The 15556-nt window shown below is 68.6% G+C and carries 17 protein-coding genes; 15 read left to right on the top strand and 2 right to left on the bottom strand.

Annotated features, from left to right (window positions below; all coding sequences use genetic code 11):
* The first annotated feature begins 246 nt into the window (after positions 1 to 246).
* From EL288_RS17085 to EL288_RS17015, 15 genes are all read left to right on the top strand, one after another.
* Positions 247 to 543: a type II toxin-antitoxin system MqsR family toxin gene (locus EL288_RS17085; RefSeq protein WP_003809515.1), complete on the top strand. Its 297-nt coding sequence runs from the start codon at positions 247 to 249 to the stop codon at positions 541 to 543.
* Positions 544 to 545: 2 nt separating this feature from the next.
* Positions 546 to 947 (top strand): type II toxin-antitoxin system MqsA family antitoxin, encoded by a 402-nt coding sequence (locus EL288_RS17080; RefSeq protein WP_003809516.1) that lies wholly within the window; start codon positions 546 to 548, stop codon positions 945 to 947.
* Between the two features lie 19 nt (positions 948 to 966).
* On the top strand, positions 967 to 1203 hold the full coding sequence (locus EL288_RS17075) for a DUF5993 family protein (RefSeq protein WP_003809519.1): 237 nt from the start codon (positions 967 to 969) through the stop codon (positions 1201 to 1203).
* Positions 1204 to 1210: 7 nt separating this feature from the next.
* Positions 1211 to 1690: a disulfide bond formation protein B gene (locus EL288_RS17070; RefSeq protein ID WP_003809523.1), complete on the top strand. Its 480-nt coding sequence runs from the start codon at positions 1211 to 1213 to the stop codon at positions 1688 to 1690.
* A 147-nt stretch (positions 1691 to 1837) separates the two neighbouring features.
* On the top strand, positions 1838 to 2353 hold the full coding sequence (purE, locus tag EL288_RS17065; RefSeq protein ID WP_033454360.1) for a 5-(carboxyamino)imidazole ribonucleotide mutase: 516 nt from the start codon (positions 1838 to 1840) through the stop codon (positions 2351 to 2353).
* A 2-nt stretch (positions 2354 to 2355) separates the two neighbouring features.
* Positions 2356 to 3546: a 5-(carboxyamino)imidazole ribonucleotide synthase gene (locus EL288_RS17060; protein ID WP_003809527.1), complete on the top strand. Its 1191-nt coding sequence runs from the start codon at positions 2356 to 2358 to the stop codon at positions 3544 to 3546.
* A gap of 19 nt (positions 3547 to 3565) precedes the next feature.
* On the top strand, positions 3566 to 4603 hold the full coding sequence (locus tag EL288_RS17055; protein WP_003809529.1) for an L-threonylcarbamoyladenylate synthase: 1038 nt from the start codon (positions 3566 to 3568) through the stop codon (positions 4601 to 4603).
* A 136-nt stretch (positions 4604 to 4739) separates the two neighbouring features.
* On the top strand, positions 4740 to 5762 hold the full coding sequence (locus EL288_RS17050; protein ID WP_003809532.1) for an amino acid ABC transporter substrate-binding protein: 1023 nt from the start codon (positions 4740 to 4742) through the stop codon (positions 5760 to 5762).
* 91 nt (positions 5763 to 5853) lie between these two features.
* Entirely contained in the window at positions 5854 to 6690 is an 837-nt protein-coding gene (locus tag EL288_RS17045; RefSeq protein ID WP_033459181.1) for an IclR family transcriptional regulator, read from the top strand.
* 192 nt (positions 6691 to 6882) lie between these two features.
* Positions 6883 to 7788, top strand: coding sequence for an arginase family protein (locus EL288_RS17040; RefSeq protein ID WP_003809536.1), 906 nt, complete (start codon positions 6883 to 6885; stop codon positions 7786 to 7788).
* A gap of 26 nt (positions 7789 to 7814) precedes the next feature.
* The gene (locus tag EL288_RS17035; protein WP_003809539.1) at positions 7815 to 8606 is read left to right on the top strand and encodes an ABC transporter substrate-binding protein; all 792 of its coding nucleotides are present in this window, start codon (positions 7815 to 7817) and stop codon (positions 8604 to 8606) included.
* Positions 8607 to 8628: 22 nt separating this feature from the next.
* Complete coding sequence (locus EL288_RS17030) at positions 8629 to 9321, top strand: amino acid ABC transporter permease (RefSeq protein WP_003809541.1); 693 nt, start codon at positions 8629 to 8631, stop codon at positions 9319 to 9321.
* A gap of 21 nt (positions 9322 to 9342) precedes the next feature.
* Positions 9343 to 10095: an amino acid ABC transporter ATP-binding protein gene (locus EL288_RS17025; protein WP_003809542.1), complete on the top strand. Its 753-nt coding sequence runs from the start codon at positions 9343 to 9345 to the stop codon at positions 10093 to 10095.
* A gap of 128 nt (positions 10096 to 10223) precedes the next feature.
* On the top strand, positions 10224 to 11783 hold the full coding sequence (locus EL288_RS17020) for an acetolactate synthase large subunit (RefSeq protein ID WP_003809544.1): 1560 nt from the start codon (positions 10224 to 10226) through the stop codon (positions 11781 to 11783).
* Positions 11784 to 11916: 133 nt separating this feature from the next.
* On the top strand, positions 11917 to 12360 hold the full coding sequence (locus EL288_RS17015) for a MaoC family dehydratase (protein ID WP_010930412.1): 444 nt from the start codon (positions 11917 to 11919) through the stop codon (positions 12358 to 12360).
* A 118-nt stretch (positions 12361 to 12478) separates the two neighbouring features.
* Here EL288_RS17015 and EL288_RS17010 read toward each other — a convergent pair whose 3' ends face one another.
* Both EL288_RS17010 and EL288_RS17005 read right to left on the bottom strand, forming a co-directional pair.
* A complete protein-coding gene (locus tag EL288_RS17010; protein ID WP_010930413.1) occupies positions 12479 to 13672 on the bottom strand; it encodes an acyl-CoA dehydrogenase in 1194 nt (397 codons plus the stop codon).
* Positions 13673 to 13751: 79 nt separating this feature from the next.
* The gene (locus tag EL288_RS17005) at positions 13752 to 15446 is read right to left on the bottom strand and encodes a thiamine pyrophosphate-binding protein (RefSeq protein ID WP_003809550.1); all 1695 of its coding nucleotides are present in this window, start codon (positions 15444 to 15446) and stop codon (positions 13752 to 13754) included.
* Between the last annotated feature and the right edge of the window lie 110 nt (positions 15447 to 15556).

Below are 15556 nucleotides of genomic sequence, written 5' to 3'. Positions count from 1 at the left end.
GGCGCGCGGGCTTTTTTCATTGGAGGCGCGGCGACAAAAAAAGGCCCCCACGCTGCGCCCGCTGTGCGGGCTTGCTGCCCCCCAAGGGGGCTTTTTTGCCTTGGGGCGGCCCGGCGGCAAAAAAGCCGGGATAAAAGCGTCGCGCCGGGGCGGCGGCGCAACCATTACGCCCGCACAATGGATTTATCCGCGCCGGCGTGATTTATTAACCTACTTGCCAAAATTTTCTTTCTTGTTTAGCCTCGAATGGAAAAGGGAACACCGCACTGCAAGCTGCCGGCGCTCAAGGCGCTGGTCCATGCAGGCCAGGTCCGAGCCACGTATTCCGCCTTGTCCGGCGCGGCGGCGCTGGGGCTGGATTTCAGCGCCATGGTCGAAATCGTGCTTGCACTGACACCGCGGGATTTCCACAAAAGCATGACTACCCATGCCGACCATCGCATTTGGCAGGACGTCTATTGCCCAGTGACAGCGATGGGTGCCGTCTACCTGAAGCTGACGGTCCTCGACGGCGTGCTGATCGTGTCGTTCAAGGAGTTGTGACCATGAAGTGTCCCGTATGCGGAGCGGCCGCGCTGGCGCGTGATACTCGCGATGTGCCCTATAGCTACAAGGGCGAGACCATCACCATTGCGGCGGTGACGGGCGACTGGTGTCCGGCATGCGGCGAGAACGTGCTCGATGGCGCCGAATCGGCGCGGGTGAGCGAGGCCATGCTGGCTTTCAACCGCCTGGTCAACGCCCGCCGCGTCGACCCCGGGTTCATCGTGCGGGTGCGCAGGAAGCTGGGGTTGGACCAGCGCGAAGCCGCGGCGCTGTTCGGCGGCGGCACCAATGCGTTCTCGCGTTACGAGAACGGCAAGACGCGCCCGCCCCTGGCGCTGGTGAAGCTGCTCAGGCTGCTGGATCGCCATCCGGAGCTGCTGGAGGAAGTCCGTGCGGATTGAGCCTTGCTACGGATTTATCGTGAATTATTTCGTATTGTTACGTTATACTCGCCCTTCATCCCATAAAGGCAAACGCGAGGGGAGCGATGAAATGCTCATGATGTTGCCATTTCTGAGCGGAGCACTGGCCGTCTGGTTCGGCATCCTGGGCAAGCGGCGGCCCTGTTTCGCACTTTGGCTGGTGACGCTGGCGGTGTTCGCCGTGGGCGCGCATCGCTACATGACCGGCCCCGTGCCCTTGCCGCTGGCGCTCTGAGTCCGCCATGATCTTCCTGCGCAATCCCGGCCGCGGTTCCCGCATCGTCAATACCCTGGTCCTGCTGGCGGTCAGCCTGCTGCTGCTGTCGGCGCTGGCCTGGCAGTGGCTCGACGGGCAGGCGCCTTGTCCGCTGTGCCTGCTGCAGCGCGCGGCGCTGGTGCTGATCGGCGTCGGCCTGCTGCTGAACGTGCGCATGGGGCCGTCGCCGCTGCATTACGCCATGGTGCTGGCGCCCGCGCTGGGCGGGCTGGCGGCGGCGGGCTGGCAATTGCTGTCGCCGGAGGCCGGCGCGGCGGCGCCGCCCTGGCAGGGCTGGGCCTTCCTGCTGTTCGGCGCCATGCTGGTGTACTGCACCCTGATGCTGGCGGCCGACCGCAAGTGGGGCGACAACGCCCTGAAAAAGCCGGTGGCGCTGCCCGGCGCGCTGGTGATGGGCCTGTTCCTGGTGGCGGTGCTGGCCAACGCCGCCGGCACCGTCCTGTAGCGCGCGATCACGGTCCCGCGCGGCTGCGTGCGGCCGCCCGTGGGCGCGGGGATGGCCATGCCGGCAGGCGCCTGCCGCGGCACGGTAAAATAGCCGATTCGCGGCCGCCTGGCGGGCCGTCTTTCCATCCCTATCTACATACCGGTTATGACGAGCAACTCTAGCGCATCGGGCGCGCCCCTGGTGGGCGTGATCATGGGATCTTCCAGCGACTGGGAGGTCATGAAACACGCCGTGGCCATGCTGCAGGACTTCGGCGTGGCGCACGAGGCGCGCGTGATTTCGGCGCACCGCATGCCGCAGGACATGGCCGAGTATGGCGCGGCGGCGCGCGCGCGCGGCTTGCGCGCCATCATTGCCGGCGCCGGCGGCGCGGCCCACCTGCCTGGCATGATGGCCGCGCTGACCGAGGTGCCGGTATTCGGCGTGCCGGTTCCGTCCAGGTATCTGCGCGGCGAGGACTCGCTGCTTTCCATCGTGCAGATGCCCAAGGGCGTGCCGGTGGCCACCTTTGCCATCGGCGAGTCCGGCGCGGCCAACGCGGCGCTGCATGCCATCGCCACGCTGGCCACCACCGACGACGCCCTGCACGCCCGGCTGGTCGCGTTCCGCGCGCGGCAGACCGATGCGGCGCGCGCCATGAAAGTGCCTCCCGAAGCCTGACCATGACGCAATCCTCCACGTTCGATCCCATTGCTCCCGGCGACTGGCTGGGCCTGTTGGGCGGCGGCCAGCTGGGCCGCATGTTCTGTCATGCCGCCCAGAGCCTGGGCTACAAGGTCGCCGTGCTCGACCCGGCCGACGAGTGCCCGGCCGGCATGGTGGCCGATCTGCATATCCAGGCCGCCTACGACGACGCCGACGGCCTGGCGCGCCTGGCCGGCCGCTGCCGCGCGGTGACCACCGAATTCGAGAACGTGCCGGCCGACAGCCTGCGCGCGCTGGCGGCGCGCTGCCGTGTCAGCCCTGCGGCCGACGCGGTGGCCGTGGTGCAGGACCGCATCGCCGAGAAAACCTTCATCGCCGGCCAGGGCATCGAGGTCGCCCCGCACGCAGCGATCCGCGCCCGCGACGATCTGCTGGCCGCGCCCCAGGCGCTGTTTCCGGGCATCCTCAAGGTGGCGCGCCTGGGCTACGACGGCAAGGGCCAGGCGCGCATCGCCAGCCGCGAAGAGGCGCTGGCCGCGTTCGACGAGTTCGGCGGCGTCCCCTGTGTGCTGGAAGCGCTGCTGCCGCTGGAGTACGAAATCTCGGTGGTGATCGCGCGCGGCTTCGACGGCGCCAGCATGGTCTTCCCGATCGCCCGCAACGTGCATCGCGACGGCATCCTGGCGGTGTCGTCCGTGACGCCGGGCTCGGCCGACGCCAGCCACGCGGCGCGCCAGGTCCAGGCCACGCAGGCGGCGCAGGCCATCGCGCAGGGCCTGGGCTACCACGGCGTGCTGTGCGTGGAGTTCTTCGTGCTGGGCGACGGCCGGCTGGTGGTCAACGAAATCGCGCCGCGGCCGCACAACAGCGGCCACTACACCATCGACGCCTGCGTCACCAGCCAGTTCGAGCAGCAGGCCCGCGTCATGGCCGGGCTGCCGTTGGGCAGCGCCGATCTGCTGGCGCCGGCCGTGATGCTCAATATCCTGGGCGACGCGTGGTTCGAGCCGGGCGCGCATGCGCCGCGCGAACCCGACTGGTCCGCCGCGCTGGCGGTGCCCAGCGCCAAGCTGCACCTGTACGGCAAGCGCGAGGCGCGCCGCGGCCGCAAGATGGGGCACGTGACCATCGTGGCCGCCACGCCCGAGCAGGCGCGCGACGACGCGGCGCGCGTGGCGCGCGCGCTGGGCATGGCCGCGCCGTTCTGACGCATTGATTCCCGCCCCCATGAACGCCGCCGATCCCGCCGTCGCCCACGCCGCCGCCTGCCTGCTGGCCGGCGAACTGGCGGCCTTTCCCACCGAAACCGTGTATGGCCTGGGCGCCGACGCCGAGAATCCGCAGGCGGTGGCGCGCATCTACGCCGCCAAGGGCCGGCCGTCGAATCATCCGGTCATCGTCCACATCGCTCCCGAAGGCGATGTCGATTACTGGGCCAGCGACGTGCCCGCGGCGGCGCGCCAGTTGATCCAGGCGTTCTGGCCCGGGCCGCTGACGCTCATCCTCAAGCGCGCGCCCCACATCGGGGCGGCGGTCAGCGGCGGCCAGGACAGCATCGGCATCCGTTGCCCTTCGCACCCGGTGGCGCAGGCGCTGCTGCGCGCCTTCGCGGCCGGCAAGCCCAACGGGCAGGGCGGGGTGGCGGCGCCGTCGGCCAATACGTTCGGCCACGTGTCGCCCACCCGGGCCGAGCACGTGCGCGCCGAATTCCCGCGCGAAGTCGCCGCCGGCATGCCGGTGCTCGATGGCGGCGATGCCGAGGTCGGCATCGAATCCACCATCATCGACCTGTCGCGCCTGGACCAGGGCGTGGGCCCGGTGCTGTTGCGGCCTGGCCATATCAGCGCGGCGCAGGTGGCCGCCGTGCTGGGCATGCCGGTCGCGCGCCCGGACGCCGCGGCGCCGCGCGCCTCGGGCACGCTCAAGGCGCATTACGCGCCGCGCACGCCGCTGGAGCTGCTCGACGCCGCGCAGTTGCCGCGCGCGCTGGCGGCCGCGCCCGCCGGCGTACGCCAGGCGGTCGTGGCCCTGGCGCCGGCGCCAGCCGGATTGCCCGCCGAGGTGCACTGGCGCATGGCCCCGGCCGACCCGGCGCGCTACGCGCAGGCGCTGTACGCGCTGCTGCGCGAACTCGACCGGCAAGCCTATGCGCGCATCCTGGTCGAGCAGCCGCCGCGATCCGGCGACTGGGACGCGGTCAACGACCGCATCGGCCGCGCCGCGGCCGCCTTCTCTCTCGATACCACCGACCTGCCCGGCACCTGAGCGGGCCAGGGGCGTAACTCCTGATTGCCGCGCCTGCCGGCCGGGCGTAATCTCACGCGGACCTGCCACACGCGGGCACCCATCGCCGGATGGCCACGCACGAGGTCGGCCACGGCACTCACCAGGAGAAGCGGCTATGAAGCGGCATATTGCAATGGCGGCGGGGGCGTTGGCCCTGGCCCTGGGCGCGCAGGCGGCGCACGCCGGCCCCACGCTGGACGCGGTCAAGAAGAAAGGGTTCGTCCAATGCGGGCTGACCGATGGCGTGGCCGGATTCAGCGCCACCAACAGCAAGGGCGAATGGGAAGGCATGGATGTCGACATCTGCCGCGCCGTCGCCGCCGCGGTGTTCGGCGACGCCGGCAAATTCAAGGGCACGGCGCTGTCCACCCAGCAACGCTTCACCGCGCTGCAATCGGGCGAGGTCGACGTGCTGCTGCGCACCGTGACGCTGACGCAGACGCGCGACACCTCGCTTGGCCTGGCGGCCGTGGCGGCCAGTTTCTACGATGGCCAGGGCGTGCTGGTGCGCAAGGCGCTGGGCGTGAAATCCGCCAAGGAGCTCGATGAGGCCACCATTTGCGTGCAGCCGGGCACCACTACCGAGCTCAACCTGGCCGATTGGTTCCGCGCCAATGGCATCAAGTTCACGCCGGTCGTGATCGACAAGGTCACGGAGGTGGTGCGGGCGTTCGAGTCGGGCCGCTGCGACGCGTTCACCGACGACGCTTCCCAGCTGGCGGCCGTGCGCGCCACGCAAGTGGCCAAGCCCGACGATTTCGAGATCCTGCCCGAGCGCTTCTCGAAAGAGCCGCTCGGCCCCATGGTGCGCCAGGGCGACGAGAACTGGCTGGGCATCGTGCGCTGGACCCTGTTCGCGCTGATGGAGGCCGAGGAATACGGCATCACCCAGCAGAACGTCGACGAGATGCTCAAGAGCAAGAACCCCAACGTGCTGCGCATCCTGGGCGTGACGCCCGGCGCCGGCAAGAACATGGGGCTGGACGAGAAGTGGGCCTATAACGCCATCAAGGCGGTGGGCAACTACAGCCAGATCTTCGAGCGCAACGTCGGCAAGGACAGCCGGCTGGGCCTGCAGCGTGGCGTCAACGCGCTCTGGAGCCAGGGCGGCGCCATGTATCCCTGGCCGATACGCTAGGGCGAGGGCGGCGGGGCGGGAAAGATCGCCAAGCGATACGCCCGTCCCGTATTGCGGTACGCTATGCGCTTTCCGCCTCCTGCCCGCCGCCATGACCACCGTTGCACCCGAAGACTCGCCCCTGTTCGTGGCCGCGCTGGCGCGCGGCCTGACGCTGCTCGCGGCGTTCAGCGAAGGCCGGCCGGCCATGACGCTGCCCGAGCTGGCCGAGGCGACGGGCCTGACCAAGAGCGCGGCGCAGCGCTTTGCGCACACGTTGTGGACGCTGGGCTACCTGCGCAAGAATCCGGACAGCAAGAAATTCTCGCTGTCGCCGCAGTCGCTGCAACTGGGCATGCAATATGCCCAGACCAGCCCGCTGGTGCTGGGCGGCAACCCGTTCCTGCACTCGCTGAACCGCACCAGCCAGGAAACCTGCAGCCTAGCCGAGCCGGACGGCCTGGACATGGTGTACGTGGCACGTTTCGCCACCCACAAGCAGATGTTCGTGCACATGCCGGTGGGCATGCGCATCCCGATGTATTGCGCCGCCGCCGGCCGCGCCGTGCTGGCCCGGCTCGAGCCCGACCGCGCGCGCCGCCTGCTGCAGCAAAGCCCGCGCGCGGCGCGCACCGCCACGACGCTGACCGACCTGGACGCCCTGATGGCCGAGCTGGCGTTCACGCGCGAACATGGCTATGCCCGCTCCAACGGCGAGTACTATCCCGGCGACATCACCATCAGCGCCGCCGTCCTGGACAACGCCGGCACCCCGGCCGGCTCGGTCAATATCTCGGTGCCGTCGAGCCGCTGGAGCTTCGAGGAAGCGCAGGCGGTTTTCGGTCCGCAAGTGCTGGAGACCGCGCATGCGATCAGCGCCTCGCGCACGCTGGGCGTGATGCCGCCGTTCTATCTGATGGCCCCGCCATCCGCGCTGAATTCAGACTAAATCACTCGGGTATTTGACGAGGGAGCAAGGGGAATACCCTAGCTTTCCGGATCTTTCGCGCATTGATAATCTATTTACGACATGATCGTATCGACAGTCGATACGACTGGTGTGAAATTATCTGATGGCGCAAGCCGGGAGCTCGTCGTGCAGCAGGGTACAGAAGCAGTGGTCCAGGCAGGTGGGGGATTCATGGGTGTGCCGGCGCGGCGCCCCGCCGGAGAGGCCGCGTTGGCCTGTGTGCTGGGCATTCCGTTCGACTGCGGCACGCATCCGTTCCGGGTGGGCGCGCGGCAGGGGCCGGACGCGATACGCGAGCAATCGCGCCTGCTGCGTCCGTACGACCTGGCGCGCCGCGCCGGGGTGGACAACCCGGTGGAGTTCCTGCGCCTGCTGGACCTGGGCAACGTGGCCTGCGTGCCGGGCGATCCGCAGGCTTCCTATCCGGCCATCGAGCAGGCCGTCGCGCAGGTGCTGCAAGCCGGCGCCATTCCCATCACCATGGGCGGCGACGGCGCGGTCACGCTGCCGCAGCTGCGCGCGGTGGCGCGCCGCTGGCCGGGCGTGGCCGTGCTGCATTTCGATTCGCACACCGACACCTATCCCATCGCCGGCTACAACACCGCCACCACCTTCACGCGCGCCGCCGAGGAAGGGCTGATCGATCTCTCGCACAGTTTCCACGTGGGCACGCGCGGCAATTCGTTCATGGGCGGCGTCATCGAGTACGGCCGCGAAGTCGGCTACACGGTGATCCCGTACGACGACTTCGACCGCGACCAGGCTGGCACGCTGGCGCGCCTGCGCGGCCAATTGGGCGACCGGCCGGTCTACCTGTGCTTCGACATGGATATCTTCGATCCCTCCTGCGCGCCGGGCGTGTGCACGCCGGAGTGGGGCGGCCTCTCGCCCAAGGAGGGCCTGAACCTGCTGCGGGCCCTGAGCGGCCTGAACTTCGTCGCCTTCGACGTCAATACCGTATCGCCGCCGCAGGACGTGGGCGGCGCGACGGCGTTCCTGGCGGCCTCCGTGATGCAAGAATTCTGCGCCCTGGCCGCCGCGGCGGTACAGGCCTATCCGCAAGGGCGGCCGGACTGAGCCGCCACGCTACAAGGGGAATACACATGAAGATCAAAGCCGCTCTGGGCATCCTGGCGACCGTGGGCATGCTGGCGCACGCGGGCAGCGCCGCGGCCCGCACGCTGGACGAAGTGCGCGCCGCCAAGTCCGCCAATGTCGTGACCACCGCGTCGGCGCCGCCGCACGGCTTCAAGAACCCGGCCAGCAACCAGCTCGAAGGCATCATGGTCGACGTGGGCGCCGCCGTCGCCAAGCACCTGGGCGTGGCCATGAACCTGAAGGACGTGCCGTTCTCGGGCCTGATCCCCACGCTGACGTCCGGCCGCGCGGACGTGATGTCGGCGCCGTTGTTCGTCACGCCCGAGCGCGCCAAGGTGATCGACTTCTCGGCGCCCGTGTACGAATGGGGCGAGGGCCTGGTGCTGCGCGAGCAGAACCCCGACGACATCAAGCGCTTCGAGGACCTGCAGGGCCGGCGCATCGGCGTGCTGGTGGATTCGGTGCAGTTCAACATGATCAAGGACATGCCGGACACCAAGGTCTCCACCTACCAGGACTACTCGACCCTGCTGGCCGATGTGCGCGCCGGCCGCATCGAGCTGGGCATCATCGACCCGCCCAGCATCATCTACCAGATCCGCACCAAGAAGATTCCCGGCGTGAAGCTGGCCACGCAGTACCAGCCGCAGAAAAAGTGGCACGTGGGCCTGGCGGTGCAGAAGGACAACAAGGCGCTGCTGGACGCGGTCAATGCCGCGCTGGCCGAGATGAAGCGCAATGGCGAACTGGCCGAGATCGGGCGCAAGTGGGGTGTGGCCGACCTCATCAGCAAATAAGCGCGCGCGGCAGGAGGCGACGATGAATCTCGAAACCTTGCGCATGTACCTGACGCCGCTGGCCGAAGGCACGATGTGGACGCTGGCGCTGTTCTTCTGTTCGGCGGTGCTGGCCGTCGCCCTGGGCCTGCTGGTCTGCCTGTGCCGCCTGTCCAAGTCGCGCGTGCTCAGCCGCGGCGCGCGCCTGTACATCGACATCATCCGGGGCACCCCGCTGCTGCTGCAGCTGTTCTACATCTACTACGGCATGCCGGAGCTGGGGGTGGTGATCAATGCGTTCGTGGCCGGCGTGCTGGGCCTGACGCTGAACTTCGGCGCCTACCTGGCCGAGCTGTTTCGCAGCGGCATCCAGTCGGTCGATTCCGGCCAGTACGAGGCGGCGCGCGCGCTGGGCCTGAACAAGGTCGACCGCCTGCGCCGCGTGGTGCTGCCGCAGGCCGTGCGCACGGTGTTTCCGGCGCTGGGCAACTACGCGCTGGTGCTGATCAAGGAAACCTCGCTGGTGGCCGTGATCAGCGTGTACGAGCTGATGCGCGCCGGCGAAATGCTGGCGGGCGCCACCTTCCAGGCCCTGACGGTCTACACGATGGTCGGCGCCATCTACTTCGCCATGTGCAGCGTGCTGGCGCACCTGTTCCGCCGCTCGGAGAAGCGCCTGACGGTGCCGGGCTACTGGAGCGGGGCGGGCGAGAACCACGACATCTCCAAGGCATAGCGCATTAACAGGATCAGAACGATGGATGCATGCAACCAGCCGGCGCCGGTCATCACGCTGCGCGGCGTTTCGAAGTGGTATGGCGACTTCCAGGTGCTGCGGGACCTGGATCTCGATGTCTACCAGGGCGAACGGGTCATCCTGTGCGGCCCGTCGGGATCGGGCAAGTCCACCACCATCCGGCTGCTCAACCGCCTGGAAGAGCACGAGAAGGGCGAGATCGTCGTCAACGGCATCACGCTCGACGGCGAACTGCGCAATATCGAGCGCATCCGCGCCGACGTCGGCATGGTGTTCCAGCACTTCAACCTGTTCCCGCACCTGACCGTGCTGGAGAACTGCACCCTGGCGCCGATGCGCGTCAAGGGGCTGGACGAAGGCGAAGCGGCGCGGCGCGCCATGCAGTTCCTCGAACGGGTGCGCATCGCGCAGTTGGCCGACAAGTATCCGGGGCAGCTGTCGGGCGGGCAGAAGCAGCGCGTGGCCATCGCGCGCGCGCTGTGCATGCAGCCGCGCATCATGCTGTTCGACGAGCCCACGTCGGCGCTGGATCCCGAGATGGTCAAGGAAGTGCTCGACACCATGGTCGAGCTGGCGCGCGACGGCATGACCATGATCTGCGTCACGCATGAAATGGGTTTCGCCCGCGAAGTCGGCGACCGGGTCGTGTTCATGGATGGCGGCAGCATCGTCGAGTCCGATACGCCCGAGCGTTTCTTCAGCGCACCGCGCAGCGGCCGGGCGCAGGCATTCCTGGGACAGATCCTGGGTTGAGCCCGGCCTGCCGCGCGCGCCCGCGCGGCAGTGGTTCCATGGCTGGGGCGGCAAATGGTTCTAGCCCCTGGCGCGCTCTATGCCTATGATGTCCCTCTTCCCATTGACCCTTTTCCTCTGCGTAGACTATGAACGGCGCCGACAGCCTTTGCGACACACTGCTTGCCAATGACATCGATGTCTGTTTTGCCAATCCCGGCACGTCCGAAATGCACTTCGTGGCCGCGCTGGACCGCAAGCCGCGCATGCGCTGCGTGCTCGGGCTGTTCGAAGGGGTCGTGACCGGCGCCGCCGACGGCTACGCGCGCATGGCCGACAAGCCGGCGGCGACGCTGCTGCACCTGGGGCCGGGCCTGGGCAACGGGCTGGCCAACCTGCACAACGCCAAGCGCGCCCGTACGCCCATGGTCAACGTGGTCGGCGACCATGCCACCTACCACGTGCAGTACGACGCGCCGCTGACCAGCGACGTCGAAGCCGTGGCGCAGCCCATGTCGCACTGGGTGGGACGCATCCGCGATGCCGCCTCGGTGGCCGCGCAGACCAGCGAGGCCATTCAGGTGGCGCGCCAGGAGCCGGGCAATGTGTCGACCCTGATCCTGCCGGCCGACGCCGCCTGGACCGACCTGCCCGACGATACGCCCGCGCCGCAGCCGGTGCGCCAGGCGCCGCAGGCGCAGGCCGACGCCCAGGCCATCCGCGCCGCCGCCCAGGCCATCCGCAGCGGCCAGGCCACCACCTTGCTGCTGGGCGGGGCCGCGCTGCGCGGCCGCGCGCTGGCCGCAGCCGGCCGCATCGCGCACGCCACCGGCGTGCGGCTGGCCGCCGAAACCTCCAGCCGCCGCACCGAGCGCGGCGCCAATCGTCCGCCCGTGGTTCGCCTGCCGTACCCGGTCGACCTGGCCGTGGCCTTTCTCAAGGACGTGCGCCACCTGGTCCTGGTCGGCTCGCGCTCGCCGGTGGCCTTTTTCGCCTACCCGGGCAAGCCCAGCCTGCTGGCGCCGCAGGAGTGCGACCAGATCGTGCTGGCCGAACCGGAGCAGGACCTGCACCACGCACTGGAATGGCTGGCCGACGAGCTGGGCATTCCCGCCGATGCGCCGCAGACCCGGCCGGCCGCGCTGACCGAGGCCGTGCCCGCCGAGGGCCGCCTGACCAGCGCCGCCGTCAACCGCGTGGCGGCCGCGCTGCTGCCGGACAACGCCATTGTCTGCGACGAATCGATCACCCAGGGGCGCGAGTTCGGCATCTACAGCGTGCATTCCGCGCCGCACGACTGGCTGCAGCTGACCGGCGGCGCCATCGGCATCGGCCTGCCGCTGGCCACCGGCGCGGCCGTGGCCTGCCCGGACCGCAAGGTCGTGCTGCTGCAGGCCGACGGCAGCGGCATGTACACGGTGCAGGCGCTGTGGACGCAGGCGCGCGAACGGCTGGACTGCCTGACCATCATCTACGCCAACCGCACCTACGCCACGCTGCATGGCGAAATGAAGAACGTCGGCGTGATCCAGCCGGGCGAGAACGCCAAGCGCATGCTGGACCTGGTCGATCCCCACATCGACTGGGTGCAGGTCTCGCAGGGCCTGGGCGTGGAAGCCGTGCGGGTCGATACGGTCGAAGGCTTCACCCAGGCCATGCGCGCGGCGCTGGCCCGCAAGGGGCCCTTCCTGATCGAAGCCGTGATCTGATCCACGCATCGCGCCCGGCACGCCGGGCGCGATGCCGCCGCGCAACACGCGGGCGGCGCGTTTGGTCTATCCTGCTGCATTGGCGCGGCTCGGCAGCCACGGGCTGCCCGCTGCCTTTCAGCAAGGACGTTCCATGAAATTCGCAGATCTGCGTGCCGGTATGGTGATCACCGGCGGCCCGCTCCAGGTGACCGAGGCAGAGATCCTGGAGTTCGCGCGCAAGTTCGATCCCCAATGGTTCCACACCGACGTCCAGCGCGCCGCCGAAGGCCGTTGGGGCGGCCTGATCGCCAGCGGCTGGCACACCTGCGCGCTGGCCATGCGCATGGCGGTCGACGCCATCCTGCACGACTCCGAATCGTTCGGCTCGCCCGGCCTGGGCGAGGTCAGCTGGCGCGTGCCGGTGCGCCCCGGCGACACCCTGACCCTGCACGCGCGCGTGCAGGGCGCGCGCGTTTCCGCTTCGCGCAACGACCTGGGCATCGTCAACTGGGCCTGGGTGGTGGACAACCAGCACGGCGAAACCGTGCTCGAACTCGACGCTACCAGCCTGTTCGACCTGAGCGGGGATTCGTAGGGGGGCGGCCTTCGCGCAAGGGCCGCGGCTCGGCCGGTGCCAGTCCCCGTGTGGGGACAGGCACGCGGGGTGGAAGTTTGCCGGTGCCAGTCCCCCTGCGGGGACAGGCACGCGGGGTTTAGTAGAAGGCTTGCAGTCCGGTCTGGGCGCGACCGAGGATGAGGGCGTGCACGTCGTGCGTGCCTTCGTAGGTGTTGACGACTTCGAGGTTGACCAGGTGGCGGGCGACGCCGAATTCGTCGGAGATGCCGTTGCCGCCGAGCATGTCGCGCGCCAGGCGGGCGATGTCCAGCGCCTTGCCGCACGAGTTGCGCTTCATGATCGAGGTGATCTCGACCGCGGCGGTGCCTTCGTCCTTCATGCGGCCCAGGCGCAGGCAGCCTTGCAGGCCCAGCGTGATCTCGGTCTGCATGTCGGCCAGCTTCTTCTGGATCAGCTGGTTGGCGGCCAGCGGGCGGCCGAACTGCTTGCGGTCCATGGTGTACTGGCGGGCGGTGTGCCAGCAGGCCTCGGCCGCGCCCAGCGCGCCCCAGGCAATGCCGTAGCGCGCCGAATTCAGGCAGGTGAACGGGCCTTTCAGGCCGGACACGCCGGGCATCATCTGCTCTTCGGACACTTCCACTTCGTCCATCACGATTTCGCCGGTGATGGAGGCGCGCAGGCCGACCTTGCCATGGATGGCCGGCGCCGACAGGCCCTTCATGCCCTTTTCCAGGATGAAGCCGCGGATCTTGCCGTCGAAGTCGCCGCCCACGCACTTGGCCCACACCACGAACACGTCGGCGATGGGCGAGTTGGTGATCCACATCTTGTTGCCGGTCAGCTTGTAGCCGTCGGGGGTCTTGGTGGCGCGGGTTTCCATGCCGCCGGGGTCCGAGCCATGGTTGGGCTCGGTCAGGCCGAAGCAGCCGATCCACTCGCCGGCGGCCAGCTTGGGCAGGTACTTGCGCTTCTGCGCTTCGCTGCCGAATTCATTGATGGGCACCATCACCAGCGACGACTGCACGCTCATCATCGAACGGTAGCCGGAATCGACGCGTTCGACTTCGCGCGCGATCAGGCCGTAGCAGACGTAGTTCAGGCCGGCGCCGCCGTATTCGGTGGGGATGGTGGCGCCCAGCAGGCCCAGTTCGCCCATTTCGGCGAAGATGGCGGGGTCGGTCTTTTCGTGGCGGAAGGCTTCCAGCACGCGCGGCGCCAGCTTGTCTTGCGAGTAGGCCACGGCGGCGTCGCGCACCATGCGCTCTTCTTCGGTCAGTTGCTGGTCGAGCAACAGGGGATCTTGCCAGTGGAACGAGGGCGTCGAGGACATGCGGGTACTCCAGTGTAGATACGAAAAACTCAAATCCGGATCGTGGATATGCGGGCGCGGCATCGCCGCGTCCGCACGCTTACTGTGCCTTGAGGGCCGCGGCGCGGATTTTCTCCAGCGTGGTCGACGGCGTGATGGTTTCCGGGTCGATCAGGCAGTGCAGGATGGCGGGCTTGCCGCTGGCCAGCGCGCGCTCGAAGGCCGGCGCGAACTGCTCGGTGGTCTCGACGCGTTCGCCGTGGCCGCCGAAGGCGCGCGCGTACTCGGCGAAGTCGGGGTTCTTCAGGCTCGTGGCCGAAATGCGGCCGGGGTAGTGCTTCTCCTGGTGCATGCGGATCGTGCCGTACATACCGTTGTCGATCAGCACGACCACGATGGGCAGGTCGTACTGCACCGCCGTGGCGAATTCCTGGCCATGCATCAGGAAGCAGCCGTCGCCGGCGAAGCAGACCACAGTCTTCTGCGGCCAGATGCGCTTGGCGCCCACCGCGGCGGGCAGGCCATAGCCCATCGAGCCGGAGGTCGGGGCCAATTGCGTGCCGTAGCGCGTGTAACGGTGGAAACGGTGCAGCCAGGTGGCGTAGTTGCCCGCGCCGTTGGCCATGATGGCGTCGGCCGGCAAGGTCTTTTCCAGGAACGCCATCACTTCGCCCAGTTGCAGCGCGCCGGGCGTGCGGATGGCGGCGGGGTCGCTCCATTGCAGATAGCTCGCGCGCATGGCCTGCGTATCGTCGGCCCAGGCCGGCTGGGACGGTCCGTTCGCTTGCGCCAGCGCGGCGCAGAACGCCGCCGGCGAGGTGTTGATCGCCAGGTTGGCGCGGTAGACGCGGCCCAGCTCGGCGCTGTCCGGATGCACGTGCACCAGCTTCTGGCGCGGCACCGGGATATCCAGCAGGGTGTAGGCCTGGCTGGGGTTTTCCGACATGCGGCCGCCCACCATCAGCACCAGGTCGGCCTCCCCGATGCGCTTGAGCAGCGCCGGGTTGATGCCCAGCCCGACGTCGCCGATGAAGCAGGGGTGGTCGGCCGGGAACAGCATCTGGCGGCGGAACGACACCGCGGTCGGCAAGGCGTGGCGCTGCGCGAAATCGGCGAACTGCTGCACCGCCTGGGCATTCCAGCGCGAGCCGCCCAGGATCGCCACCGGCGCCTTGGCCTGCGCCAGCATTTGCGCCAGCTGGTCCATCTGGCCGGCGGCCGGCGCGGCGTCGATCACCTCATAGCGCGGCGCATCGGGCACGCTGGCGGTTTCGACCAGGACGTCCTCGGGCAGCGCGATGACCACCGGCCCCGGACGTCCGGAGGTCGCCACGTGGAAGGCGCGCGAAATCAGTTCGGGAATGCGCTCGACCTGGTCGATTTCGGTCACCCACTTGGCCTGGGTGCCGAACACGGCGCGATAGTCCATCTCCTGGAAGGCTTCGCGCTCGCGCATGCCGCGCTCGATCTGGCCCACGAACAGGATCATGGGCGTGGAGTCCTGCTTGGCGATGTGCACGCCGGCCAGCGCGTTGGAGGCGCCGGGGCCGCGCGTGACCATACAGATGCCCGGCTCGCCGGTCAGCTTGCCGTGGGCGTCGGCCATCATGGCCGCGCCGCCTTCCTGGCGGCACACGGTGACCTCGATGCTGGCGTCGTGCAGGCCGTCGAGCACGGCCAGGTAGCTTTCGCCCGGCACGCAGAACACATGCTTGACGCCATGGGCGGCCAGCTGGTCGACCAGGATATGGCCGCCGAGGCGGGATGCGGGGGTGGAGTGATTAGCAGTAGTCATGATTCGCCGGGGGTGTGATCGCTGAGCATAATGTTCCTCACTTGCACAAAGCAATTGATAAAATTGCACAATCTATTGACGTGCCGGAAAGTTGTTGCGTGTTGCATTGC

This window comes from Bordetella bronchiseptica (assembly GCF_900636925.1).
In the GTDB taxonomy this organism is placed as follows: Bacteria; Pseudomonadota; Gammaproteobacteria; order Burkholderiales; family Burkholderiaceae_B; genus Bordetella; species Bordetella pertussis.
Note: the sequence above shows the minus strand (reverse complement) of the source record. Positions and strands in the feature narration are given on the sequence as shown.